The following is a 23,696-nucleotide window of genomic DNA, read 5'->3' as shown; positions in this document are numbered from 1 at the left end:
CGCCACCGCGCCGCCGCGCGCCGTCGCCGATGGCACGGGTCGCGCTGGGGATCGTCGGTCTCGTCGCGATCCTGACGGTGATCATCTTCGGATGAGCCACGAAAAGGCGGCCCGCCGGCGCCGGCAGGGCGCGCGGGCGGGCCGCAGTCGAGGCGGGAGCCGCTCCGTGCGCTCCCGAGGTCACCCTACGCCGCGCACCTGAACCGCGCCTGAACCCGTCCCGCCTCGTACGCTCAGCGGTAGAGATCCGCCCGTGTCGGCGGCAGGCCCGAGGGGCCGCGGATGCGCTTGGATGCGAGGGTCTGGTTGATGTAGGCGCCACCGCGGGCGAAGGCCATGGAGCAGCCGGCGAGGTAGAGCAGCCACATCCGCACCTTCTGCGGCCCGACGAGCGCCTCGGCCTGCGCCCGGCCGTCGAGCAGCCGTTTCCACCAGAGATGAGTCGTCTTCTGGTAGTGCTCGCGCCAGCCCTCCACGTCGTGGATCTCGAAGCCGGCACGCTCCAGGTTGGCGATCGACAGGCCGAGGTGATCGAGCTCGCCGCCGGGGAAGATGTAGCGCACCAGCGCCCGGTATTCGGACGTCATCTTGGCGAAACGCTTGTCGCTCTTCTTGGCGCGCCGGGCGATCGTGTGATGCAGGTAGAGGCCCTGCGGCCGCAGCAGGCGGTTCACGGTCGCGAAGTAGGTCGGGTGGTTGGCGATGCCGACCTGCTCGAACATCCCGATGGAGGCGATCTTGTCGAACGTGCCCTCCATCTGGACGTAGTCCTTGAAGTGGAACGTCACCTTGTCGGCGAGGTCGAGCCGCTCGGCCTTCTCCTTCGCGAGCGCCAGCTGCTCGGCGGCGAGCGTCACGCCGTGCGCCTCGACGCCGTAGTGCCGTGCCGCATGGCAGACGAGCGCGCCCCAGCCGCAGCCGATGTCGAGGAAGCGGTCGCCGGGCTTCAGGCGCAGCTTGCGGCAGATCATGTCGAGCTTGTCGCGCTGCGCGCGGTCGATGTCGCCGTGGTCCTCGACGAAGTAGCCGCAGGTGTAGACCATCTCCTCGTCGAGGAAGAGGCGGTAGAAATCGTTGGAGACGTCGTAATGGTAGGCGACGTTGGCGCGGTTCGTCTCCGGGCGACCGTCGCGATCGATCTCGTCGCCGCGCACGGCGTCGAGCACGCTTCGAGGCCCGCGGTCCACCCGCCAGAACAGCCCCGCGACCCGCAGCGCCTTGCGCTTGGAGATCCCCCGCGCCAGCCGCCCGATCTTGCCTTTGGGCCGCGCCGCCGCGAGGTCGAAGAAGGTGCCGTTCTCGAGGTCGATGCGGCCGTCGACGTGCAGCTTGATCAGCGTGTCGAGTCGCGGGCGGCGCACCAGCGCGGCGACCACGCCCTCGTCGGCGAGCGTCACCGCGAGCGCGTCTTCCGGCCAGTCCGCGGGAACGCGGCTGCCGTCCCAGAGGCGAAAGCCGAAGCCCGGGGCCAGGACCCGGTGCGCGTCGGCGAGGAGGTCCGCAAGCGCCTCGCGCCGGGTCCCGGCGGCTCGATCGTGTTCCATGCACGCTCCGACGATGATCGGCGCGCACGCTAGTGCATGAGCGCCGAGGCGGGAAGAGCGCATCGTCGGATCGTTCGTTCCGGCGGGCTCGGAACACCGATCGCCGTCGGCGGTTCGGGCCGGCAGCCACAGAGCCGGAGAGGATTTTCGACATGTTCTTCCACAACAGCAAGCTCCAATACGAGGTCCGCTGCGAGAAGCCGAGCCCGCTCTTCGCCAAGATGCTCCAGCAGGCCATCGGCGGCGTCGAGGGCGAGATTCGCGTGGCGATGCAGTACTTCTTCCAGGCCATGGGCGCGCGCGGGAACCCGAAGTACCGCGATCTCCTGATCGCGACCGCGACCGAGGAGCTCTCGCACATCGAGTTCCTCGGCCATGCGGTCGCGCTCAACCTGGAGAAGGCGCCCGCGCACATGAAGGACGAGGCGGCGAAGGACCCCGTCGTCGCGGCGATCCTCGGCGGCATGAACCCGCGCCACCTGCTCTCGTCGGGCCTCTCGGCGATGCCCGTGAACGCCAACGGCGTGCCCTTCGACATGAGCCACGTCTACGCCACCGGCAACCTCGCCGCCGACATGCTGGCCAACGCCACCGCCGAAGCCGGCGGGCGCGTGCTCGCCTCGCGGCTCTACGAGCTCACCGACGATCCCGGCATGAAGGACATGCTGTCCTTCCTGATCGCGCGCGACACGATGCACCAGCAGCAATGGCTCGCGGTGATCGAGGAGCTCGGCGGTCTCGAGGCCACGCTGCCGATCCCGAACTCGACGCCGACGAGCCACGAGGCGACGGAGCATTCCTACGTCTTCCTCAACACCTCGCTGGACAAGAAGGCCCCGGAGGGCCGCTGGACGTCTGGCCCCTCGCTCGACGGCCGCGGCGAGTTCGGCATGCGTCCCGCCGAGCCGATGGGCCAGGAGCCCTCGCTCGGCAAGGCGCGGCCCGACAGCGGCGCCCAGAAGGAGCAGATGTGAGGCGGTGACCGGGCGGCGCGCCGTTCGCGGCGCGCCGCTAACGCACGCGGCGGAGGGTGGCGTCGCGGATCTGCCTGTCGCGGGCCTCGGGTCGGCCGTGGACGACGTCGATGATGTCGCAGATCGCTCGGTCGGTGCCCTGCCGGCACTCGATGATGCCGGGCCAGAACCCGCCGCCCCCTCGGCAGGCTGCGCGCTCGTAATGCGCCACCAACCGATCGCCCTGCCGTCGTGCTCGCATCGGACCGCGACAGGGGCCATTCCGGGTCCCGCGGATCTCGACCGTACCGCGGCCCTCGCCTCCAGCGAAGCAGTAGCGATACTGAATGCGGACCCCCGTTCCCTCCTCGAACATGTTCTCGTTCTGCGGAGACTCCCAGCAACCGTCGAGGAAGGAGAGGTCGTCCTCGTTCTCGGGCAGGGTCAGTTCCTGCCCGTCGACGGGAGCCTCGGCCTGCCGAACGGGCACCTCGCACACCGGCCGAGCGACGAGGGCGTCCTCCAGAGCGTGGACCTGTAGAAGCAGTTCGTCGAGCTCGTCCGGCGGAGAGACCGCCGCGGCGGCGCGGGCGGGATCCGCGCACCAAGCGGCGACGATCGGCCCGAGCCGTAGCCCGCAGGCCGGCAGCAGCAGCGCACCCACTCCCACGAGCAGCGCCGCGAAGGCGCTCCATCCAACGATCGCGAGGCCCTTCCCCCTCATGCCCGGCTCCCCCTCCGTGCGTGCTGTCACGACCTCGTGCAGCGAAGCGGCAGAAGGTCGACTATGGCATGCCCGAAGGAGGTCCATCTACGTCTGACCTGACCCTCGGTCGTGTCGGAGCCGGCGGCCGCGGCGAACCGCTGCCGTCAATCGACGCGCCTCAAGGTCGCGTCGCGGACCTGCCGCTCGCGCGGCTCCGGCCGCCCGTTCTGGAGGTCGATGATGTCGCAGGTGACCTGGTCGGCGCCCTGGCGGCAATCGATGATGCCGGGTGAGAACGTCGCGCCGCCGCGCTCGCAGATGGCCCGCTCGTACTCGATGAGCAGCCGATCTCCCTCGCGCCGCGCCTGCATCGGGCCACGGCAGGTGCCGTCGCGCGTGTCGCGGATCTCGACGGTCCCGCTGCCGTCTGGACCCGTGAAGCAGTAGCGGAACTGGATGCGGATGTTCGTCCCGGTCTGGACGATGTTGGCGTTCTGCGGAGACTCCCAGCACCCTTCGAGGAAGGACAGGTCGTCCTCGTTCTCCGGGAGCGCGAGGTCGTCGCCGACCTGCGGTTCCGGGGGCTCGGGCTCGGGAGGTGGCTCCGGAAGGGGAGGTGGAGGCGGCTCGGTCGGCCGAGCCGGCGGCGGGTCGCACGGCGGCCGCGCGACGAGCGCATCCTCGAGCGCCTGGACCTGACGCAGGAGGTCGTCGAGCTCGTCGGGAGGCGTCGCCGCGGCGGCGCGCGCCGGGGGCGCGCACCACGCGACGTCGATCGGCCCGAGGCGCAGGCCGCAGGCCGGCAGCAGGAGCGCGCCCGCCGCGACGAGCAGCACCGCGAACGCGCCCCAACCCAGTACCGCGACACCCCTGCCGGCCATCGTCCGCTCCCTCAGCGTTCCCGATCCGCCTCAGCGCCGTGCGCCGAGGCGGCTGATCTGCGCCTGGAGCGCGGCGATCTCGGTGCGAAGACGCCGCACCTCCGAGTCGGCGCCGCGCGCCTCCGCAGCCGCGAGCTGCGCCCGCGCGTTCTGGAGCTGAGCACGCGCCTGAGCGAGCTCGGCCTGCTGACGCATGTTGCGCTCCTCGGCCGCGCGGGCGCCGGCCGTCGCAGCCGCCGCGTTCGCTCGCACGACGTTCGCCCGGGCGGCCGCGGCCGCGGCGGCACCCTGGCGCTGCGCCGCCGTCGCCCTCAGGTTGCGTGTATCCTGCTCGTAGCGGCCACTGCCGATGCCGATGCTCGCGCAGCCGAGCCCGTCGAACCGCGGGTCGCCCGTGCAATTGGTCGCACACCCGCCGAGCCCACCGGCCATCAGGCCGAGGACGCCGACGATCGCGGCGCTTCTTGCGATGGTGTTCGCTCGTCTCATGGTCGATCCTCCGAGATCACGGGACACGGTCGTAGACCTGGCCGAGCTGGCGAGCCAGGCCCTGGAGGCGGTCGCGCTGGGCGCGCATCTGGTTGAGCTGCGACTGGGCGGACGAGTTGCCGCCCGCGACCGCGCGCTCCAGGGTGGCGACGTCCGCATTCGCGCGGCTGACGCTCGCCTCGATGAGAGACACGTTCTGGCGCGCGCTGCGTGCCTGGCTCCGGTACTCCGCGAGCGTGATCTGGCCGCGCCGGTACTGCGCGTCCAGGCTCGCGACACGGCTGCGCTCCTGCGAGACGATGCGCGAGGCGCTCGCCGCCTGGCGGTTGAACGACGCGATGCTGGCGTTGGCGCTGCGGATCGTGCTGCGCGCGGCGTCCTGCTCGGCCGCGATCCGTCGGGTCTGCTGGTTGACGTTCTGGGCGTAGGCGCCGCCCGCCGCGCCTCCGGCGAACGCGCCCGCGAGGCCGCCGATCAGCGCGCCGCGCCCGCGGTTGTTCGGGGAGGCGAGGGCGCCGAGGCCCGCGCCGACGGCACCGCCGAGCACGGCGCCCACCGCCACGCCCTGCTGGACACGCTGGTGCTCCACCTGCTGCTGGCGCAGCTGCTGAGCCGCCGGCGAGAGGCTGGCCACGTCCACCGGACCGGCGGCCGTGCAGGCGGCGAGCAATCCAGCGATGGCGATCGCCACCACCGTCTTGCGGGCGAAGATACGTATGGATCTCATGGTTGCACCCCCGTGTTGAAGATCTGACCTCGACGTCACGCAATAGAAGACAATTTTCGTGAGCCGAGGACAACAAGAATCAAGGCGAGTTCACTCCCGGACGGTTGGCTTCGACTTCCGCCCGTGATCGCTCGAGGATCCCGGAGAGGACGCTGCGCGTGTCCTGCGTGCCGTCGCCGAGGCTCGCTGCGTCCGAGTGCGCGCGCTCGACGAGCGCGCCGAAGGTCGCGATCTGGTCTCGCGTCGCCAGGTCCCGCATGAGCTGATCGAAGGCGGCGGGAAGCTGCTCGCCGAACTCGTCTCCCAGCTGCAGCAGCACGGTCACATAGGCCGAGCCGACCCGCCCGAAATGGGCGAGGTTGCTGTTCGCCCGCTCGGCCCATTCGGCGGCGAGGTCCGGCGACAGGTCGGGGTTGTTCTCGCTCTCGTAGCTGAAGAACTCCACCGTCTCGCCGGTCTCGTCGAGCTCGTTGAGAAGCGTCGCGGCGCTGAAGAGCATCGCGCTCGCGCTGCGCAGGTCGGCTTCCCGGCGCCGGGCCTCCTCGGCACGCAGCTCCGCGACGACCTCCGCGATCTGGTTGCGCAGGCCCGCCGTCTGCTGGCGGGCGATCGCCTCGAGCTCGACCTCGGGTCGCGGCGCCGCCTCCGCCGTCGGCGCCTCTCCGGCGTCGCGCAGCGCGGCGAAGGAGCGCTCCAGGCTGTCCGCGCTCGCGAGATCGCCCATGGCCGGCGCTCCGAGGACCACGCGGTAGCCGAGCGTGTCGCGGCGCGATTCCGCCGCAACTCCGTCGTGCGCCTCGAAGAACGGATATTCGCTCCGCTTCGCGCTGGAGATCACCTCGGCCTGGTCGCGCGTGGAGCCGCCGCGCGCGACGAAGCCGCCGACATGGCCGTGCATGCGTCCGACGCGATTGAGCCTGAACGGCTCGAGCACGATCTCCTCGGCGTTGCCGAGCACGTCGTAGAGACCGAGCGGGTTGGGATCCTTCCCGCCGATGGCGAGCGGCAGCTGGTTGCCCGGGGACCAGATCTCGGCGACGTTGTCGACGAGGTCCGCGAAGACGTCGGCCCGGAACACCTCCGGCCCCACCGCCATGCCGCCGCGGGTCGCGAACTCCCACTCGGCCTCCGTCGGCAGGCGCACGAAGGCGACGCCGGTCTCCGCCGAGGGGAGGGCGTCCGCCGCGTTCTCGAGGAGCCAGGTGCTGTAGGCGCGCGTGAACGCCACGGCGTCGTACCAGCTCGCATTCGTGGCGGGCATCGGGCTCGGCTGCGCGGGGCAGGTGCCGCTCACCGCGTCGCGCTGGGCTTCGGTGACCTCGTACTTGCCGATCAGGTAGTACGACCGGTCGCCCTTCGCGAAGGGACCGTCGACATGGGCCTCGCGCCGGAAGTCCTGCACCGCGCGGACCTCGTCGTTGCGGCCGAGGATGACGCGGCGGTCGTCCAGGACCCCGGACGAGCCGGTCTCCACGACGCGGAAGGCCATTGCCCCGCCGCAGGGCATCGGCAGCATCACGTCGTCGGGATCCGGCCGGGGGTTCCAGACCCATTCCGGCCACGTCGGGGCAGGCTGGGCCGCGGCTGGCGCGAGGAGGGCGACGGCGGTGAGGACGAGGACACCGGCACCGGCGGCGACGAGCAGCGCACTAGGCTTCATGCAGAACCTCCGAGGGCGCGATCCGAACGAGGAAGCGGGCGAGGCCGGCCGTGACGAGGATGACGACGAGGGTCGAGCCGGCGGCGGCGACGAGGATGTCGAGCCCGGTGAGGAAGCACGCCGGCCCGGCGCCCGCGATCTCCACGGCGAAGCGCAGGTTGATGAGCAGCGCGAGGAGGCCGAAGATCGAGAAGGCGAGGACGACGCCGGCGATCGCGATCGCGATCCCCTGCACCAGCGCGAAGGCGACGAGGTCCCCACCGCTGCCGCCCATCAGCCGCACGAGGCTCAGCTCGCGCCGGCGCTGCGCCAGGCTGGCGGACAGGCTCGCCCAGAAGGAGACGAGGTATCCGCTCGCGCCGATGCTCGCGATCAGGGTGAAGAGCGTGGCGAGGTCCCGGTCGAGCTTCAGCACGCCGGAGACCTCGTCCGCGCGCGAGGTCACGGCGAAGTCCATCGCCTCCATCGCCGCCGCGAGCGGGCCGACGGCCTCCAGATCCGAGGCAAAGAGGCGTATGCGCACGTAGCCCGGCGGCCGCTCGGCGGGATCGCGCCCGCCGACGCCGTAGCGCGGGACGGCGTAGCCGTCGATGAAGGCCTGCAGCGCGTCGATCGTCTCCCAGGCGAGAAGGGCGCGCTCGCCCGCGACCGCGCTCGTGGGGGCGACGCCGGCGACCCGCACCGGGATCACCAGGCGATCCTCCGCACCCGCCTCGCTCTGCCGCTCGCGCAGGACGAGGATGCGCGCGCCGGCCTCGACGCCGAGCCGTCGCGCGAGGCCGGCCGACAGGATCGCCTCGTCCAGCCCCGGCGTCGGCGTGCCCTCCGGCAGCAGCGGGTCGCCCGCCGCCGTCGGCCAAGCCTGACCCGACACGAGCGGCGAGCGCTCGTCCGCGGCGAAGCGCGCGCTCGCCGTGATGGAGCCGATGTCCGGCATGAGGAAGCCGACGCCCGGCAGCGCGTCGATGCGCGCGTACTGCGCCGGTGTGATGGTCGACTGGCCGCGAAACACGATCTCGAGCGAACGCGAGTCGTTGCGAAGCGTCTGCAGGAGCGCACCCACGACGCCGTTCTTGAGACCGAGGAGCACGAGCAACGGGCCGAGCACGGCCGCGAGCGCGACGGCGGTGAACACCACCATCGTGCGGTCGCGCTGGATCGCGCGCAGACCGAGCCCGGCGCCGACGATCATGCCGCGACCCTTTCGCCGATGAAGCTCCAGCTGCGATCCTGCTCGGTCGTGAAATGGACCGGGAGGATCTCGAAGCCGTGCGCCTCCATCAGCTCGACATTGTGGGAGATCACCAGAACGGCGGCACCCCGCTGAGCCGCGAGCTCGGTCAGGAGGTGCATGACGCGCGCCGCGCTCGCCGGATCGAGCGCCGCCGTCGGCTCGTCGGCGAAGACGAAGTCCGGATGATGGGCGAGCGCGCGGGCTATGGCCACGCGCTGGCGTTGGCCGACCGAGAGCTCCGAGGGCATGGTGGAAAGCGGCACGTCGAGGTCGAGGGCGGCGAGCAGCCGGCGGATCTCGCGGCGATCGCCGCGGCCGGCGAGCCGCTGCGGCAGCGCGACGTTCTCCCCGATGGTCAGGAAGGGGAGGAGACCCGAGGTCTGGAGCACGTAGCCGAAGCGCCGGGCGCGTACCCGCGAGAGCCGGCCGGCCGAATACCGGAGAAGGTCGACGGGGCGGCGCCCCGTCTCCTGGAGAACCAGCCTGTCGCAGCCGTCGGGCGCGCTCGCCAGCGCGAGCATGTCCATCGCCGTCGTCTTGCCGGACCCGGACGGGCCGACGATCGCCTTGCGCATGCCCGGACCCAGCACGAGATCCTCGATCCACACCTCGAAGGTGCGTCGACCATCCGTCAGGATACGCATCGCATTGCGCACGGCGAGCAGCGACATCGGTCCCTCACGGCATACGCGCGAGGGGGATCGTGGTCACCCGCTCGCCGTCCTCGGCATCGGGTCGCAGCGCGATCCACAGCTCGGGCGTGTCGTGCAGGCGGCGATAGTAGGCGACCTTGGAGCGCAGCGTCTCCAGAAGGTCTCGCTGCTGCCCTCCCGTCATCCGGTTCCAGGTGTCCTCGGTCAGTGAGGTGATCGGGCTGTCGTAGGGCAGGAGCGCGAGGTACTCGCCGAGCGCGTCCCCGAGCGAGTCGATCTGGCTGCGGGCGAGCCGGTCGGGATCGAGCGCGAGAAGCACGACCGCCTCGCGCAGGCTCGTGAAGAACCCGTCCGGGTCGAGCCGGTCGAGCCCCGATTGCGCGGTGTCGATGATCCGCTCGCCCATCTCGAACAGTGTCGCGAGCTGGTTCTTGGTCATGAGCACGCGGATGTCGAGCGCGTCGCGGCGGGGGTTCTCCAGCGCCTTGTCGATCATCCAGGCACGGAACACGTCGGGCGGGTCGCCCGCGAGGTAGCTGAGCTGCATGGCGCGCCAGCTGCGCCGGAGGCGGGCCTCGTCCGAGTCGTCGTTCGGGTCGGCGTCCGCCACCACGCCGTTGCGCCTGGTCTCCGATGCGAGACCAACCATCTGGTCGGATATGCCGTCGATCAGCCCGGTGAACCGAGCGACGTCGCCGCCCTGGATCTCGCGATAGTAGCTGTCGACCTCGACCCGGGCGAGCTGCGTGTAGGCACGCCGGCCGAGCGAATGATCCGGGCCGCCCTGCGGCGTGGTCAGGTGGAAGACGAGCGGGTGGAAGCCCGCGGAGCGCAGGCGCGCGTTCATCTCCGGGGGCAGCATCGCCGTCAGCGTGTCGCCGTACTCGGGCGAGCGCGGGCTCGCGTCCGTGATCAGCACGAGGAACTTGACCTGGAAGGCGGAGAGATCGGCCGTGCGGACGGCCTCCTCGATGCCCCCGAGCGAGTCCTCGGCGAACCCGGGGCTCGCCGCACGGGAGGGGCGCATCGTGGCGAGCTGCGCGCTCAACCGATCGACCGTCGAGTCCTCCGCGAGCGGGAGATAGGTGCGCGTGTGGTACTCGAGCGCCGGGGTCACGGCGTCCGACTGACGGAAGCCGACGAGGCCGAAGCGCACGGCGTCGGCGATCTCGGAGTCCATCAGCCGTCCCCGGATGCGGTCGACGGCGCGCCGGACTCCCTCGATGTAGGGACCCATCGAGGTCGTCGTGTCGATCACGAACACCACGCCGGCGCGGAACTCGCCCTGCTCGGTATCGCTCGGCTCCTGGAGGGCCACGGAGGCCACCTCCAGCATGCGCCCGCGCGCGCCGAAGTGCAACACCCGCTGCTCCGCCTGCAGAATGGGAAAGATGTAGAAGTCGTCGTCGATGTCGACGTGAAGCTCGGGCTCGATGGAAACCACGGGCGCGTCCGGCGCCAGCGCGTCGGCGACGGCCGCGGTCCGCAGGTCGGTCACCCGCGTGAGCACGTCCTCGCAGCAGATCGTCTCCTCGAGCGCCTCGCGGGATCGGAACAGCAGGGTGCGCTCGCGCCGGTTCAGCGCCGGGTCGTTGAAGGCCACGACGATCGTCTGCTTCCAGTCGATCGCGCGATCGGCGGGGATCCAGCCCTCGGCGCCGTCGTCGTCCTCGCCCACGTGCAGCCAGTCACCGCGGCGTTCGTAGACGTAGAGGATCGTGAAGGGGTCGAGCGGCTCCGCTGCGGCCGTGCCGGCGTCGGGCGCGCCGTGGATGCGCGCACCGGTGCGGGTGATCACCTTCTGGTAGAGGGTCTCCGCGCCGTCCATGAACAGCGGCGCGTCCGCGCGAGCGATGGACGGGGAGCCGGCGACGAGCGCCGTCACCAGTCCGGCGAGCAACAGGGCGGTGCGAAGCATCGACGTTTCTCCTCCTAGCTCTCGCAGTAGTTTTCGCGGGCGATCGGGTCGTCGGCCTCCGGCCTCTCGGAGAGCCAGGCGCACAGCGCCGCGATCTCCTCGGCGGCCCGTGCCTCCCCCTGGCCGCGGGCGGCCGTGTAGTGGCGAAGGGCCGCGGACGCGTTGGGGCCCGGCGCCTCGATGCGCTCCCACAGCGAAAGGCGCGGATCGAAGGTCTCGCCCATCCACATCGCGGCCTCGCCGAGGCCCTCGCGCCCGGCGCGCTCGATCGCGGCGGCCGCGAGGTCGACGTCCGGCGGGTCCGCCCGAAGCTGCTCCCGACCGAGCTCGAAGAGCCGCTCCGGCGTCGTCGTCGGGTCGAGGATCTCGTCGCGCGCGCTGCGCCCGGGGCCCGCCGGGGCGGGAGCGACGGCAGGCGTCGTGTCCTCGACCACGACTTCGTCGTCCGAGCCGATCAGCCCGGGCAGGAAGACGATCGCGGCGACCGCGAGGAACAAGGCGACAACGGCGCCGGCGATGAAGAGCCCCTTGTAGGACTTTCTCTCGTCCTCCTCCTCGTAGCCCTCGTCCTCCTCGCGGAACGCGTCGTCCTCATCCCGGTCGTCCCCGTCACGGTCGTCCCCGTCACGGTCGTCCCCGTCACGGTCGTTCCCATCCCGGTCGTCCAAGCCTCGATCGCGGACATGCGGTTCGTCCTCGATCACCGGGTCGCCATCGCGACCGCGTGCGGGCTGCGCCTGGGACGCGGCCGGAGCGGGGGTCGGCGCCGGCGCGGCCGATGCCGCGGCGACGGGACCCTGCGCGGACGAGGCGCGCGCGAGCTTCGGGATGGAGGGCCAATCGACCTGCGCCTGCAAGCCGATCGAGCGGATCGCGATGGTGATCTGCTCGTACTCCTCGATCTCGTTGACGACCTCCGGTCCTACGCTCAGGCGCACGCCCATGTCCGTCGACTCGACGCCGAGCGGCTTCATGTCGTGGCTCTGCGCCTGCCAGCCCGCCGGTCCGAGATGCGGCTTGGCGGGATGCTCGCGCGTGATCTGGATCGGCGCGCCCTCCGGCAGGGCGGCCGCGATCTCGATGTGCGCGAAGCCTGCCGGCCGTCGTGGATCGCGCGTGACCTTAACCGGGACGTTCATGCCGCGCGCCTCACAGAGCCTGATCGAGGACGTCGATGATGCGCCCGAGCCGCGCGTTCTGCGCGACGTTGACGAAGCCGCCCTCGCCGCTGCGCGCGTTGTCCTGGACGATCTGGTAGAAGCCGAAGATCCAGTCGTCGAAATAGGACTGGCGGAAGGGGACCGGCTCGGCCGTCAGGCTCTCGGCGAGGTAGGCGACCGCGCGCTCGGCGAAGACGGTGCGCGCGCCGCCGTCGGGCAGCGTCACCGTCGGGCGCTCCGCCGCCGGCGTGTCGCGCCAGCCGAGATCCGAGACGAAGCGGTTGAGCACGTGCTCGCTGAGCACGGCCGCCTTGGCGATCAGCTCGTCGCGCCGCTCCTCGTGGGCGAAGACGGTGAGCTTCTCCGCGAGCCTGGCGCTCAGATTCAGGCGGTGCGCGGCGCCGGCGATCTCGCCCACGAGTTCGCGCAGCGTCGTCGACGCGATCCCCATCCGGCTGCAGAAGGCCGGCGTCTCGGTCTGCGCGTACATGCGCTCGAGCCACGCCTTCTGCGCCGCCTCGGCGAGGATCGCCTGGCGCGTGCGCCGACGCTCCTGCGGCTGCGCGCTCGCCGACGCGGTCGCGTCGGGCGCGGCGGCGACGGGCGCGGTCTGGCCCGGCCGGACGCGGCCCGGTCGCGGGCGCTCGGGCGAAGGCGTGGCCGCCGCCGGGCGCTCCCCGCCGTTCGCGGCCGGCTGCCGCTCGTGCCAGGTCAGGGCGTAGTGGAAGCGATCCGCGAGCGTGCCGGCGTCGATCGTCAGCCCGCGGACGAGCGAGCCGAAGCGCCCGAGATCCTCGCAATGGTAGAGTTCGTCGATGACCTTGTCGGCGACGGCCGTGCGCTCGGCGATCCGCTCGTCGACGTCCGTCGAGACGTAGTAGCGCCCCACCTCCTCGTGCATCCGGTCGCGCACCGCCCGGAGGCGATCCCGCACCTGCGCGAGCTTGACCTGCGGGTTGCACACGGGGGCGAGCGAGCGCGCGATCAATGTCGCACCGCCGTCGTTCAGGCGCATCATCTCGTCGAAGGCCAGCGTCGGGTCCGCGAAATGGCGCTGCACGGCCGGGACGGACACGAACGCCGAGCGAAGCTCGTCGATGAATCTCTCGCGTTGGGGAAGGACGCCCGTCTCGCGCTTGTCGGCGTCGAAGGTGAACACCGCCTCGTTCTGGATGTTGGGGTTGCGCATCAGGAAGCAGTTCGAGAACGGCGTTCCCGGCGTCCATTGCTGGACCCAGCTGTCCGGCGCCTTGCCGAAGGAATCCAGCAGGGACGCCTTCATCCGGCCTTCGAAGCGCTTGTCGAGGCCGAGCGACCGGTCGCTCTGCTTCTGCTCGAAGTGCATGTCGAAGCGCGTGAAGACGAAGTAGAGCAGCGGCGGCTTGTCCCGGCGTTCCTTGGCCTGCGCCCCGTGGGTCGCCGCGACCCAGGCCGCGACGACGTCCGGCAGCTTGTTGACGTCGAGGTTGCTCTCCTTGGCGCAGAGCAGCATCGCCGTGATCTCCTGCTCCGCGACGTAGCGCTGGAACAGGTACTCGACCTTGCCGCGCAGCAGCATGTCGTTGAGCGTCTTGACCCGGTTGTTCTGGAAGTGGCGGGCGAGCCCCTTGGGACCGGAGCCGTCTTCGGAGTCGGCGGCCGGCAGGCCGCGCCCGCGATAGCCGGGGAAGTCGAGGAGATCGGTGTCGTCGAGGAAGTCCCAGGGCTTCTCCAGGATGGTGATGCGCAGCTCCGCGGTGAGCGCGGAGACGATCGGGCGCGGCAGCTGGACTGCGCGTCCGGGGCCCGCCATGACGCTCAGCATCGGCGCCTCGGGGCTCTCGAGCGTCTCGAGCGCCTCCACGTCGAGGATGCTCTTGACCGGACCGCGCACGTCGACCGCCTCGAACGGCACGAAGGCGTCTGCGACGAAGGCGAGCTGCGCGAGCCCTCCGACGAGCGACAGGTAGAGCCGGGTCAGCTCGTCGTGGCGTCCCCAGAGGATCGAGAAGAAGGGCCCGAGTCGCTCCAGCGGCAGGCGCGGGGCGACCCGCGCGGCCACCTCCCAATAGGCGCCCAGGCGCTTGGTCAACTCCGATTCCGGCATGTAGCGCTGGAAGTAGTCGCCGATGTCCCAGACGTCCTCCATCGTCAGGCCGACACGGCCCTCCGGCCCGGACGCGTCGAGGAAGGGGGCCACGTGGGCGTCGATCTCCGAGGCCTCGGGCCAATCCTCGTAGCGGCCGGGAGTGCCTTCGAAGAAGTAGGAGTTGGCGATGATCTTGATCACGTCCGCGTGGCTCAGGAGCCGCAGCGCCACGGGATGGCCCGCCGGCGCCGGGCCGCCGGAGGGCGGGCGCACCGTGAAGCGCGAGACCAGGCCCGAGGCTTCCTTGCCCGTGTCGGGGTTCATGCGCTCGATGTAGTTGATCGGCTCGGCGATGCCGTCGAACTGCACGAGCAGTGCGTCGCCCTTGCGCGCGAGGACGGAGATCAGGTGCGACTTGCCCACCTGGCTCGCGCCGAAGACGGCCACCGACATCGGCCGCTGCGCCGCTTCGGCGAGGCGCCGGGCGCGCACGACGCCCTTGCGCAGTTCGCGCTCGACGGTGCCGCGCAGGTCGCCGATCGTGCGCTCGTTGTCGGGATCGGCGACCCAGCCCACGGCGTCGGCGCCCGCGTCCGCGATCGCGCGCGCCGCCTGGGACAGGGTGCTCGCCTCGGGTGAGATCTTGGCCGGGTTGGTCATCTCAAAGCACCTTCACGACGCCGGTATCGAGCCAGTAGCTGTCGCCCACCGGCATGGTCCTGAATGTGAGGCTCATCTTCGCCTTGACGCCCATACCCGACTTGTCGGACGCGTCGGTCAGGCGCAGGTCCTCCTTGGCCGCCTCGGCGTCGAGGCGCGCGTCGGCGGTCTCGGGATCGGCATCCGGCGGCTCGCGCTCGAGCGTGACCTCGATCGGCGGCTCGGGCCGGTCCGACGCCTCGTAGGAGAGCTGGTAGAGCGGCGAGCCGAGCCAGCGCTCGAACGGGAGCTGGCGGTAGCCCAGCTGCATGACCGCGAACCAGCGCAGCGTGGCGGAGGGCGCCGCGCCGGGCTTCTCCAGGTCCGAGAAGCGGAACAGTACGTTCTCCTCGCGAAGCTGCCGACCGAGCTCGAGCCGGCCGATGTAGCGCGCCGTCGAGCGCATCTGGATGCTCTCGGTCGCGAGCCGGAAGTTCTGCAGCTGATGCTCGGCGAGCAGGCACAGCGTCGCGCCGACGACGACCGCGGTCTTCGGGTCGGCGATGCTGCGGTTGTCTCGCCCGCGGAAGGGATACCAATCTCCGGCCCGGAAGGCGTGGAGCGGAAGCACCCGGTCCGGCGGCACGGCGAGCCGGTCGATCAGCATCTCCATCACCGCCGGCAGCCGCGACGGGCGCCCGGAGACGAGCACCATGTCGCAGTCGAAGTGGTGGACCGCCTCGGCGATGTTGTCGAACACCTTGTCGAGCTCGGCCGTGATCGCGGCGCGCATCGCCCCGAAGGCCAGGGAGACCGGCACGGAGAGGATGTCGAACCCGTCCCCTCCGGCGGCCCGAGCCGCGTCCTCGACGAAGCCGCGGATCGCGTCGGGTGGGCCCTCGCCCCCGTCGGGCAGGAAGTCGACGAGCAGGCGCGTCTCGACGGTCTCGTAGGCGTCCGCCCCCGCCTGCTCGTAGGCATGGAGCAGGCCGAGCGCGACGGGCTCGAGCACGCGCAGCACGAACTGCCGTCGCAGCTGCTTCTCCTGCTCGGAGACGCCGGCGCGGCCGCCGGCGAACTTCGTGGTGAGGATCTCGCGCGCGCCGCGCACGCCGGCCTCGGCCATGGAGTCGGCGATCGCCGGCAGGACGAGCGCCTCGATGATCGCGCGCACCACGTCGTCGCCCGCCACCCGGAAGCCCTCGCGGAAGGTCTGGACCGGGTTGATCTGGGTGTTGTCGTCCTCGAAGTAGGTGATCACCATCAGGTCGGTCGTGCCGCCGCCGATGTCGATGCTCGCGACGCGAAGCGACGGTTCCGGCCTGCGGTCGGCCGGGGGCTCCTTGTCGGCCTCGCAGCGGATCCGCGGGCGGCCGACGAGCTCGAAGAACTCCCTTATCTGGCCGCCGAAGTTGCGGGCGATCTGCCCGTAGAGCCAGACGAACTGGACGCAGGTCGCCTCGTCCCACGCCACCTGGACGACCGGCGGCACGACCCCGGGGGGCGCCTTCTGGCGCCAGCCGGTGAGGTCCCAGATCAGGTCGATCGCCGCGTTCGCCCGCGCCATCATGATCCGCTGCTCGCGGACCGGGGTCGCGGAGGGCAGCGTGAGCACGATCCGGCGCAGCCGTCGCGGCGTCGCCTTCTCCCGGCGCTCGCCGCGGAAGCGCTCGGAGTTGATCATCACCCAGGTCTGCCAGATCACCTCGACGAGCATCAGCGTGTAGAAGGACGAGCGCGAGAAGGTGAGGCGCGCGCCCATCTTGCTCCGCAGCTCGGCCTTGCGGCGCCCGCCGTGGAGCGTGTCGAACAGCTTCAGGTCCGCCTTGCGCGTCGCGAGCTGGCTGAGCACGTCGCCCATCGGGTTGACCATCGAGCGCACCGCCCGCTCGACGGGCGGGCCGATCCCGTCCTTGCCGTAGTCGCCCTTTGGGAAGCGCCATTCCTGGTTCACGGGCGTGACGTCCCACAGGTAGCGTTTCGGGCTCGACATGCCGCCGACGCCCTCGGTGCCCTCCTGCTGCGCCCGCAGCCGGCTGGCCTCGGGCCCGACGCGGACCAGACTCGGCCAGTAGAACGCCCGCGAGCGCCCGGACTGCCGCGAGGTGAAGTCGTCGCCGAACCAGGCTTGAGCGAGCTCGACCCGGCTCTCGAACGGCTCGGCGTAGACGTGCTCCGGCCGCGCGATGTCGCGCAGTTCCAGTACCCGCGCGTCCGAGAGGTCGGCCCCGCCCTGATGCTTCTCGATGAGGATGCCGCAGGTGCGGCTGTTGCCGACGTCGAGCACGAGGTCGACGTCGATGGGCTTCACCGCGAGCTGCTCGGAGATCGTGTCGGCCAGGCGCACGTTCTGCACCGGCACGGCCTCGTTCAACAGCTCCATGAAGGCGAACCAGCGCGCCGCATGCTCCAGCTTGTAGGGCAGGTCGCCTTCTCGCAGCTCGGTGCGATTCTTCGAGGCCTTCTTGAAGGCGACGAAGAGGTCGCGTACCCAGTCGAGCACCCAGGCCTGATAGTCCACCCGCTCGTCGAGCCCCTCGACCTCCTGCGGGTCGCCGAGGAACCAGCCGAGGAGCGACATCTGCGAGACGAACTTGAACTCGTGCGGGTTCTCGGCATCGGCGTAGATCGGCGCCGTATAGGGGAACGGGGTGGCGCCCTCCAGCGTGTCGCGCTCGGGCGCGAGCTCCGTGTCGAAGGCGAAGATCGCGAGATGGCGCGGGCCCTCGCCGGGACTCTTCGTGCGATCCTCGACGACGCGCACGCGCGCCCAGTTGGTCGGCCCCTTGTCGTAGTACTCGCGCCCGTCCGCGCCGCGGCCCGGGCGGATGCGCAGATAGGGGACCGGCACCCAGCGCCCGAGGAATGGTTCCAGCGCCTTCTCGCGGTTGATCTCGTAGACCTCGTCGTCCTCCCGGACCGGGTTGTGCGGGTCCTCCCACTCCTCGCGTGGGTTCTCCTCGCTCCAGCCGCGGAAGATGCGCCAGACGACGTCGCCGTCGACCACCTCGTCGGGATACTTGCGCTCGATGAAGCGCCGGCTGAAGCGCCCGACCGCATCGAAATCGATCGCATACTCGACGAACTGCACCCCGGAATGGGGCGCGAGAACGATCGTTTCCTTGGGGTTCACCGGCTTGACGAGCATTTCGGATGCGCCTCGTTCTCGATCGTCTTCAGCGTTCGTAGGTGAAGGTCTCGCGGGAGCCGCGCGCGACGCGGCCCTCCACGCTCATCGCCGTGCGGCCGCCGTCCGTGACGACCACGCGGAACGGGACCTGGGCCCGGGTATCGCCGTGAGGCGCGAAATGCGTCACCACGATGCGGAACGTGCCCGTCGGGGGCTCGCCCTGCGGCCAGGAGACGTGCTCGACCGGCGTATCGCTGGTGCGCGAGCCGCCGGCGTTCATGTCCACGTCGAGCACGGCACCCGGGCAGGTGCGCGCGTTGAAGGCGATGGCGCCGCCGCCGGGGCACTCGACGCGCAGGTCGAGATCCGGGCGGCCGTCCCAGGCGAGCGTGATCTCGAGCGCGCCCTCCTGGCCGCCCTCGCGCCGCGCCCGGTCGCGGATCTCGTTCTCGATCGTCGGTTCAGCCGGCGGGGTGGGCTCCTGTTCCTCCTGGACGATCAGGGGTGCCGGAGCCGGCGGCACCGCGGCGGCCCGCAGGCGGCAATCGGCCTCGTGCGCGGCCACCTGGCGCTCGAGATCGCGCACGAGGTCGACGAGACGACCGGTCTCCGCGTCGTCGGCGGCGCGCGCCTGGACGACGGGCCGGCAGAAGTCGAGGAAGGCGAGGGGAGCAGGCCCGAAGCCGCAGCTGCGCAGGAGCAGCCACAGGATCGCCGCGACGAGCAGCGCGAGCAGCAGCCAGAGCAGCCACGCCCAAGGCGTCTCGCGCTGCACGACCACCACCGTTCCCGGCCCGATCGCGGCCGGTGGCGCGGGTGTCGCCGGCCCGGCGCCGCTCGCCTCCGTCCCGGCGGCGGAAGCCGCCGTTCGCGGGGAGGTACGCGCGATCACGTCGCCGGCATAGCGAGGCGTCTCCCCGTCCGTCGCATAGGCCCAGGCGACGAGAACGGGACGGTAGCCGCCGCCCTCGACGGGCACCGCGTAGATGCTCTGCGGGCCGGGTACGACCATCGCCGCGCGCAGCGCCTTGGCCAGCGCCGCGCCGGCGGGACCGGTGCGCTCGACGGAGTCCGCGTGGGCCAGGATCTCGTCGCGCGTGGTGGCGAGGCGGGACTCGACGTCCGCGCGCTCCGCCTCGGGCAGCGTCTGCAGCGGCATCGCGCGCCGCGAGCCGGGCACGTACCAGTCGATCTGCGTGCCGTCCTGCTTCGGCACCGGCTCGGCGAGCAGCAGGGCGTGCTCCTCGCCGAATCGCGCGGCGATCACGTCGCGCAGCGAGGCGTGGTTGCGGTCGCCGGGGCCGCCGAGGGGGCGCAGGCCCTCGAGCTTGGTTGCGGCGATGCGGATCGTGTCCATCGCGGGCCGCCGGGTCAGGGACGCGGAGCGTCGACGGGGGCGTCGACGGGCTCGGCGGGAGGCGTCTCGCTGGGCGCGCCGGGAGGCTCGTCGGGAGCCCCGCCGGGTGACTCGCCCGGACCCTGCGCGACGACGGCCGGGGCGCAGGCGTCCTCCGCCGTCGCGTAGGCCACGCCGTTCGCGTCCAGGAAGCCGCGCAGGCCCTCGATGCCCAGGGCGAAGTTCAGCCGCAGCAGCGTCTCCCGCTCGAAGCGCCCGAACGTGTTGACCCCCACCACGCGCCCGCAGGAATCGACGAGCGGCCCGCCGCTGTTGCCGCCCGCGATCGTCGCGGTGTGGACGACGAGGGGCAGCGCGCTCGCGCTCGTCTGGAGCGCGACGACGGAGCCCTGCGTCACCACGGGATCGGGGATGCTCGCGCCGTCCTGGCCCAGGCGCTGGAAGGCGGCGTCGGTCTGCATGACGAAGCCGGGATATCCCACGGCGATGACGTTCTGCAGACGCTCGACGGGGGTCGCGAGGGTCAGCACCTGCCGGTTCGGCGCGGCCTCGACCTCCAGGACCGCGAAGTCGGCGGCGCCGAAATCCCCCTGCGCGCTCGCCGCGACGACCCGCGCCGGCACGAGCCGGCCCATGGCGTTCGAGATCACGGCGACCCGGCTCGGGTCCGCGCCCTCGACCACGTGGCGGTTCGTGACGAGCTGGCGATCGTTGACGAAGAAGGCCGAACCGATCGAGACCTCGCCGCCGCTGCCGCCGACGGGGGGCGCCACGACGAGGGCGGTGCCCCGGTCGAGGAACTCGAGCAGCGTGGACGGCGCGCCTGCGACCTGCGTGTCCACGGGCGGCGGCAGGGCGGCCGGGGAGGGGGGGACGAGGGGCTGCGGCGGCGCGGCGGGCGTGCCGTCCGGGCTCGCCGGCGCCGCCGGCCCGCCACCGGGGCCGGGAAGGGCGGGCAGGCCGGGTAAGCCGGGGGGCGAATCGAGCGGCCGGCAGACGTTCTCCTCGAGCGCCCGCTGCAGCTCGGCGATGCGTTGGCGCAGGCTCTCGCGCGCCTGCGCACGGGCCGCCTCGTCGAGCGCCGGCGCCGCCGCGACCGCAGCGGCCTCACGGTCGTAGCGCAGCACCCCGGGGATGAGCAGGATGAGGAGAACGAGCGCGGCGATACCCGCCGCGATCGCGACCGGGATCCATGTGCGCGAGCGCACCTCGGTGACGGCGACGGGGTCGTTCCCGTCCGGCGGCGGCGGCGGCGGCGGCGTCACGGCGGGGCCGGGCGCGGCCGAGCCGCCGACGGCGGCGGGCGCCGCCGCGGCGCTTCCGCTCGCCGCCATCCCGGCGACGCCCGCCGCCGCGGCGACCCCGGCCGACGGCGCACGCGAGCCGATCCGCGGGGACGACGTCTCCTCGGCGCCGAAGAGGCCGAGCGTCCGGCGGAAATGCGCGTGGCGCGCCGATGCGTCGTCTGCGACCGATTCGGGCACGAGGCCCCAGTTGAGGAGATGCGGCTCGCCGCCGACGAGCACCAGGTCCTGCTCGAGCGAGGGGATCGCGAGCCAGCTCTGCACCGTGTCGCCTATTTCCGGGTCGTCGAACGCGGCACGCAACCGGTCGAGCCGGCTGCGGATCTCGGCACCGACCTGGATCCTCTCGTCGGCCGAGAGCGCCGACCAGGCTCGAACCGCGCCCGCCCGCGGCACGTACCAGGACACGCTCGTCTGCGTCTCGCCGTTGCCGCGCATGACCGCGGGCCGCGCGAACAGAGCCGCGGCTTCATCCCCGGCGAGCGCACGCAGGCGTGGTATGACACGCTCGTAGGTGTCGAGGACCGATTCGCCGCCGACCTGGGTCTCGCTGAGACCGCTCAGCGCGTTGCCGCGCACGAACACGTTGCTTTCCGGCATGGACGACGGCCCCCGTCGGCGTGATCGAGGCAGCGGACGATACCTGCATCTCGCCGTGCTCTTTGGTTTTCGGGTCGACGATGGGCCAACGTGCAGTCGACCCGTGCCTTCCTTAGCGAACCTTAACCGCAGGCGTCCCCGCCATGCAATCGCCACGATTCGAATTCCCCCTCGGTCGTGATCTCAGCAGCGCGGTCGATTTCGCTGCGTGAGCCGCCCGCGCGCGATCTCGCGGTCGATGACCTCCATGGCCGCCGGCTCCGCGCAGGCGACCTGCTGGAGGAGACGCAGCCCCGTCACCACGTCCTCGGGAACCTCGCTCGGATAGTCGTAGTAGAGCGCCTCGCCGAGCACGAAGGTCGCGCGCGTATAGCCCCGGGCACTGGCGGCCCGCAGCAGCGTCAGGGCGCGGTGCACGTCTCGGTGAACCACCTCGCCCCGCAGCAGCTCCACCGCGTAGTTGGACTGCCCGACGACGTTGCCGCGCTCGGCGGCGCGCCGCCACCATTCCGTCGCCTGCGCCCGGTCCGGGGTGACGAAGGCGTAGCCCGCCGCCCTGTTGAAGGTGCCTCCGGCGTGCGCACCGAGGAGATTCATGGCGTAGGCGGATCCGCGCTGCGCCGCGCTGCGCCAGAGGTCCGTCGCTCGCCTCATGTCCGACGCGGCACCCGCGCGGTCGCCGCGTCGCGCCTTGCGGACGGCGCGCTCCGCGAGGAGGCGTCCGAGCTGGACCTCGGTGCGGCGCGCATCCTCCGGGGAGGCTCCCGCCACGCGCCCGCAGGCGCCGATGCCCTCCTCGAGCGCCGCGGCGTCCAGGAAGGCCGAGTCGTCCATGAACGGGCGTCCGTCCGGACGGTCGCCGTCGAAGCGGAAGCCGGCGGAGCCGTCGCAGGCGAGCGCCCAGTCCGGGCGGGGTCTCACGACGAGCCGCACGGTTCGCGCCATCGTCGCGCCCCCGTCGAGGAGGACCGCCAAGCGCCGCTCGTAGGTGCCCGGGGGCAGCGCCTGGGCCGCGTCCGACGGCGTGACGCGGATGCGCGCCGGCGCGGCGTCGGCCGTCTCGCCGTCCGCGGGCGCGGCGGCCACCCAGGCACCCGATCCCTCGACGATGCGCCAGCGCACGCGCGCGGCATCGGTCGACACCAGGAACTCGCCGGCGAGCGGCGTGAAGGGGCCGCCTTCCTCGCCGGAGAAGGCGATGACGTCGGGCTCGAGACCCACGCGCGGGGGCGTGATCTCCAGGCGCACGGGCACGAGATGGGTGTGGCGTCCGCCGGCCTCGGCGATCGCGAGCGTGCCGCTGTGCGTCCCCGCCTGCAGCGTGGCCGCCGCCGGCGCCGTCGCGAGGACGAACTCCGCCCGCGCGCGCGGCTCGAGCCGTCCACCCGCGCCGTCGACGACGAGCCAGCCGGGCGCGTTCGCGACCTCCCAGTCGGCGGAGCGCTGAGCGGGGTTCGACAGCCGCACGCGATCCTCGGCTGCGACGAACGGTCCGCCCACGGGGCCGCGGAAGACGATGCCGTCGGCCGGGTCCGTCACGATCTGCGCGGGGCCCGCCTCGACCACGAAGCGGACCGGGATCGTGACGGGGAACTCGATGCCGAGGCGACGTTCCACCAGCAGGATGGAGCGGTCGTGCGTGCCGGTGTCGAGCAGCACCGCCTCTGCGCCCGGGCGTACGGCGAGGGTCCAGCCCAGCGCCGGGCCTTCGGCCAGCGCGAGGTCGAGCGCCGGATCCGCCGTCGGCGTATCGAGGAGGGGTGCCTCACGCAGGACGTGGGGCTCGAGCCAGCGCACGGACGCCGCGCGGCGCAGGCCCGCCTCGTGGACCTGCGGCGTGAACGGGCCGCCGGCCGGCCCGGTGAAGACCACGCGCGCGCGCTCGGCCTCAAGCGGCACGAGGGCGACGAGCGCGAAGATCGCCAGGGCGCCGAGGGCGAGGAGGAGCGCGGCCGCGGCGAGCGCCCGCCGCCGGCGGTGCGGCGGCGGGCGGGGGACGTCGGCGTCGCTGCGCCGTCGATCGGCTCGTTCGACATCGGCCCGGTCGCCATCGGCGGCGCGGACGGCGTTCTGGTCGGCCGCGCCGGACACGGACCCGCCGGGCGTCGGGTCGTCCGGGGTCCCCGGCGACCGGTCCGGCACGGGAGCGGAGGAAGGCTCCGCCACGGAAGGCGGCGGCGTGGCCGGCCTTGTGTCGATCGGGGGCGGGACCCGCGCCTCGGCCGTCGGCTCGACGATCCGGTGGCCGCTCGAGCGCGGCGCGGCGGGGATCGCGGGCCAGACGATCTCCTCCTCGATGCCGAGCTCGGGCAGAGCGATGCGGACGAGCTCGTCCTCGGCGATCCGATCGACGATGTCGGGACCGAGCGGGATGCGTAGCGTCCCGTCCTGGACCACGGCGCCGCCGACCGGCAGGTCCACGCGCCGGGACGACCACCCGTCCGGCCCCAGGAACGGAGCGCCGGCGACGTCGCGGCTGATGCGGATCAGGCGAGCCGGGGCGGGCTGGCCGGCGACGACCAGCCACGCGCGTCCGCCCGGAACCCGCTTGTCCCTCTCGACCTCGAGCCGCCTCATCGCAAGCTCCAATCGTTAACGATGCGTTAACGAGCTTAGCGTGCTGCGCCGCACAGGGCGAGACGGGACGAAACGATTCTTCGCAGGACCATCGTC

16 protein-coding genes are annotated in these 23,696 nt (G+C 72.0%); 1 reads left to right on the top strand and 15 read right to left on the bottom strand.

Translation table 11 applies throughout. The annotated features are described in order from the left end of the window. Positions 1-233: 233 nt before the first annotated feature. A complete protein-coding gene (locus tag AB9M23_RS06215; RefSeq protein ID WP_372423406.1) occupies positions 234-1,544 on the bottom strand; it encodes a class I SAM-dependent methyltransferase in 1,311 nt (436 codons plus the stop codon). A gap of 152 nt (positions 1,545-1,696) precedes the next feature. Between AB9M23_RS06215 and AB9M23_RS06210 the strand changes: the two genes are divergently transcribed. Next, complete coding sequence (locus AB9M23_RS06210; protein ID WP_372423404.1) at positions 1,697-2,518, top strand: manganese catalase family protein; 822 nt, start codon at positions 1,697-1,699, stop codon at positions 2,516-2,518. Between the two features lie 37 nt (positions 2,519-2,555). Here the strand turns inward: AB9M23_RS06210 and AB9M23_RS06205 are convergent, their stop codons facing one another. The 14 genes from AB9M23_RS06205 to AB9M23_RS06140 all read right to left on the bottom strand — a co-directional run bounded on the left by AB9M23_RS06205 (position 2,556) and on the right by AB9M23_RS06140 (position 23,600). Then, the gene (locus AB9M23_RS06205; RefSeq protein ID WP_372423402.1) at positions 2,556-3,221 is read right to left on the bottom strand and encodes a hypothetical protein; all 666 of its coding nucleotides are present in this window, start codon (positions 3,219-3,221) and stop codon (positions 2,556-2,558) included. A 146-nt stretch (positions 3,222-3,367) separates the two neighbouring features. Beyond that, positions 3,368-4,084, bottom strand: coding sequence for a hypothetical protein (locus AB9M23_RS06200; RefSeq protein ID WP_372423400.1), 717 nt, complete (start codon positions 4,082-4,084; stop codon positions 3,368-3,370). A 30-nt stretch (positions 4,085-4,114) separates the two neighbouring features. After that, positions 4,115-4,573, bottom strand: coding sequence for a hypothetical protein (locus AB9M23_RS06195; RefSeq protein WP_372423398.1), 459 nt, complete (start codon positions 4,571-4,573; stop codon positions 4,115-4,117). Between the two features lie 16 nt (positions 4,574-4,589). Next, entirely contained in the window at positions 4,590-5,300 is a 711-nt protein-coding gene (locus AB9M23_RS06190; RefSeq protein WP_372423396.1) for a glycine zipper domain-containing protein, read from the bottom strand. Between the two features lie 79 nt (positions 5,301-5,379). After that, the gene (locus tag AB9M23_RS06185) at positions 5,380-6,960 is read right to left on the bottom strand and encodes a formylglycine-generating enzyme family protein (RefSeq protein WP_372423395.1); all 1,581 of its coding nucleotides are present in this window, start codon (positions 6,958-6,960) and stop codon (positions 5,380-5,382) included. Beyond that, complete coding sequence (locus AB9M23_RS06180) at positions 6,950-8,152, bottom strand: ABC transporter permease (protein WP_372423393.1); 1,203 nt, start codon at positions 8,150-8,152, stop codon at positions 6,950-6,952. The genes AB9M23_RS06185 and AB9M23_RS06180 overlap by 11 nt, the downstream gene beginning before the upstream one ends. Further along, positions 8,149-8,865 carry an ABC transporter ATP-binding protein gene (locus AB9M23_RS06175; RefSeq protein WP_372423391.1) on the bottom strand — a complete coding sequence of 239 codons (717 nt, stop codon included), beginning with the start codon at positions 8,863-8,865 and terminating at the stop codon, positions 8,149-8,151. The genes AB9M23_RS06180 and AB9M23_RS06175 overlap by 4 nt, the downstream gene beginning before the upstream one ends. 7 nt (positions 8,866-8,872) lie before the next feature. Beyond that, positions 8,873-10,765, bottom strand: coding sequence for a vWA domain-containing protein (locus AB9M23_RS06170; protein ID WP_372423390.1), 1,893 nt, complete (start codon positions 10,763-10,765; stop codon positions 8,873-8,875). Positions 10,766-10,779: 14 nt separating this feature from the next. Beyond that, positions 10,780-11,904: a hypothetical protein gene (locus AB9M23_RS06165; protein ID WP_372423388.1), complete on the bottom strand. Its 1,125-nt coding sequence runs from the start codon at positions 11,902-11,904 to the stop codon at positions 10,780-10,782. Between the two features lie 10 nt (positions 11,905-11,914). Next, the gene (locus AB9M23_RS06160) at positions 11,915-14,653 is read right to left on the bottom strand and encodes a virulence factor SrfC family protein (RefSeq protein ID WP_372423386.1); all 2,739 of its coding nucleotides are present in this window, start codon (positions 14,651-14,653) and stop codon (positions 11,915-11,917) included. Between the two features lies 1 nt (position 14,654). Further along, a complete protein-coding gene (locus AB9M23_RS06155) occupies positions 14,655-17,780 on the bottom strand; it encodes a virulence factor SrfB (protein ID WP_372423384.1) in 3,126 nt (1,041 codons plus the stop codon). A gap of 28 nt (positions 17,781-17,808) precedes the next feature. After that, a complete protein-coding gene (locus tag AB9M23_RS06150) occupies positions 17,809-19,119 on the bottom strand; it encodes a hypothetical protein (RefSeq protein WP_372423382.1) in 1,311 nt (436 codons plus the stop codon). A gap of 14 nt (positions 19,120-19,133) precedes the next feature. Further along, entirely contained in the window at positions 19,134-21,023 is a 1,890-nt protein-coding gene (locus AB9M23_RS06145; RefSeq protein ID WP_372423380.1) for a trypsin-like peptidase domain-containing protein, read from the bottom strand. 183 nt (positions 21,024-21,206) lie between these two features. After that, complete coding sequence (locus tag AB9M23_RS06140) at positions 21,207-23,600, bottom strand: tetratricopeptide repeat protein (protein ID WP_372423378.1); 2,394 nt, start codon at positions 23,598-23,600, stop codon at positions 21,207-21,209. Positions 23,601-23,696: the final 96 nt, after the last annotated feature.

Origin of the sequence: Salinarimonas chemoclinalis (assembly GCF_041514305.1) — a bacterium.
Lineage (GTDB): Bacteria > Pseudomonadota > Alphaproteobacteria > Rhizobiales > Beijerinckiaceae > Salinarimonas > Salinarimonas chemoclinalis.
This window is presented reverse-complemented; position numbering and strand designations above follow the sequence as displayed.

What these genes read in the sequence shown, in the direction of transcription:
- AB9M23_RS06205 (WP_372423402.1), bottom strand. Translation starts at nt 3,221, where the DNA reads ATGAGGGGGAAGGGCCTCGCGATCGTTGGATGGAGCGCCTTCGCGGCG.
- AB9M23_RS06145 (WP_372423380.1), bottom strand. Translation starts at nt 21,023, where the DNA reads ATGCCGGAAAGCAACGTGTTCGTGCGCGGCAACGCGCTGAGCGGTCTC.
- AB9M23_RS06165 (WP_372423388.1), bottom strand. Translation starts at nt 11,904, where the DNA reads ATGAACGTCCCGGTTAAGGTCACGCGCGATCCACGACGGCCGGCAGGC.
- AB9M23_RS06200 (WP_372423400.1), bottom strand. Translation starts at nt 4,084, where the DNA reads ATGGCCGGCAGGGGTGTCGCGGTACTGGGTTGGGGCGCGTTCGCGGTG.
- AB9M23_RS06140 (WP_372423378.1), bottom strand. Translation starts at nt 23,600, where the DNA reads ATGAGGCGGCTCGAGGTCGAGAGGGACAAGCGGGTTCCGGGCGGACGC.
- AB9M23_RS06155 (WP_372423384.1), bottom strand. Translation starts at nt 17,780, where the DNA reads ATGCTCGTCAAGCCGGTGAACCCCAAGGAAACGATCGTTCTCGCGCCC.
- AB9M23_RS06160 (WP_372423386.1), bottom strand. Translation starts at nt 14,653, where the DNA reads ATGACCAACCCGGCCAAGATCTCACCCGAGGCGAGCACCCTGTCCCAG.
- AB9M23_RS06150 (WP_372423382.1), bottom strand. Translation starts at nt 19,119, where the DNA reads ATGGACACGATCCGCATCGCCGCAACCAAGCTCGAGGGCCTGCGCCCC.
- AB9M23_RS06210 (WP_372423404.1), top strand. Translation starts at nt 1,697, where the DNA reads ATGTTCTTCCACAACAGCAAGCTCCAATACGAGGTCCGCTGCGAGAAG.
- AB9M23_RS06215 (WP_372423406.1), bottom strand. Translation starts at nt 1,544, where the DNA reads ATGGAACACGATCGAGCCGCCGGGACCCGGCGCGAGGCGCTTGCGGAC.
- AB9M23_RS06185 (WP_372423395.1), bottom strand. Translation starts at nt 6,960, where the DNA reads ATGAAGCCTAGTGCGCTGCTCGTCGCCGCCGGTGCCGGTGTCCTCGTC.
- AB9M23_RS06170 (WP_372423390.1), bottom strand. Translation starts at nt 10,765, where the DNA reads ATGCTTCGCACCGCCCTGTTGCTCGCCGGACTGGTGACGGCGCTCGTC.
- AB9M23_RS06175 (WP_372423391.1), bottom strand. Translation starts at nt 8,865, where the DNA reads ATGTCGCTGCTCGCCGTGCGCAATGCGATGCGTATCCTGACGGATGGT.
- AB9M23_RS06190 (WP_372423396.1), bottom strand. Translation starts at nt 5,300, where the DNA reads ATGAGATCCATACGTATCTTCGCCCGCAAGACGGTGGTGGCGATCGCC.
- AB9M23_RS06180 (WP_372423393.1), bottom strand. Translation starts at nt 8,152, where the DNA reads ATGATCGTCGGCGCCGGGCTCGGTCTGCGCGCGATCCAGCGCGACCGC.
- AB9M23_RS06195 (WP_372423398.1), bottom strand. Translation starts at nt 4,573, where the DNA reads ATGAGACGAGCGAACACCATCGCAAGAAGCGCCGCGATCGTCGGCGTC.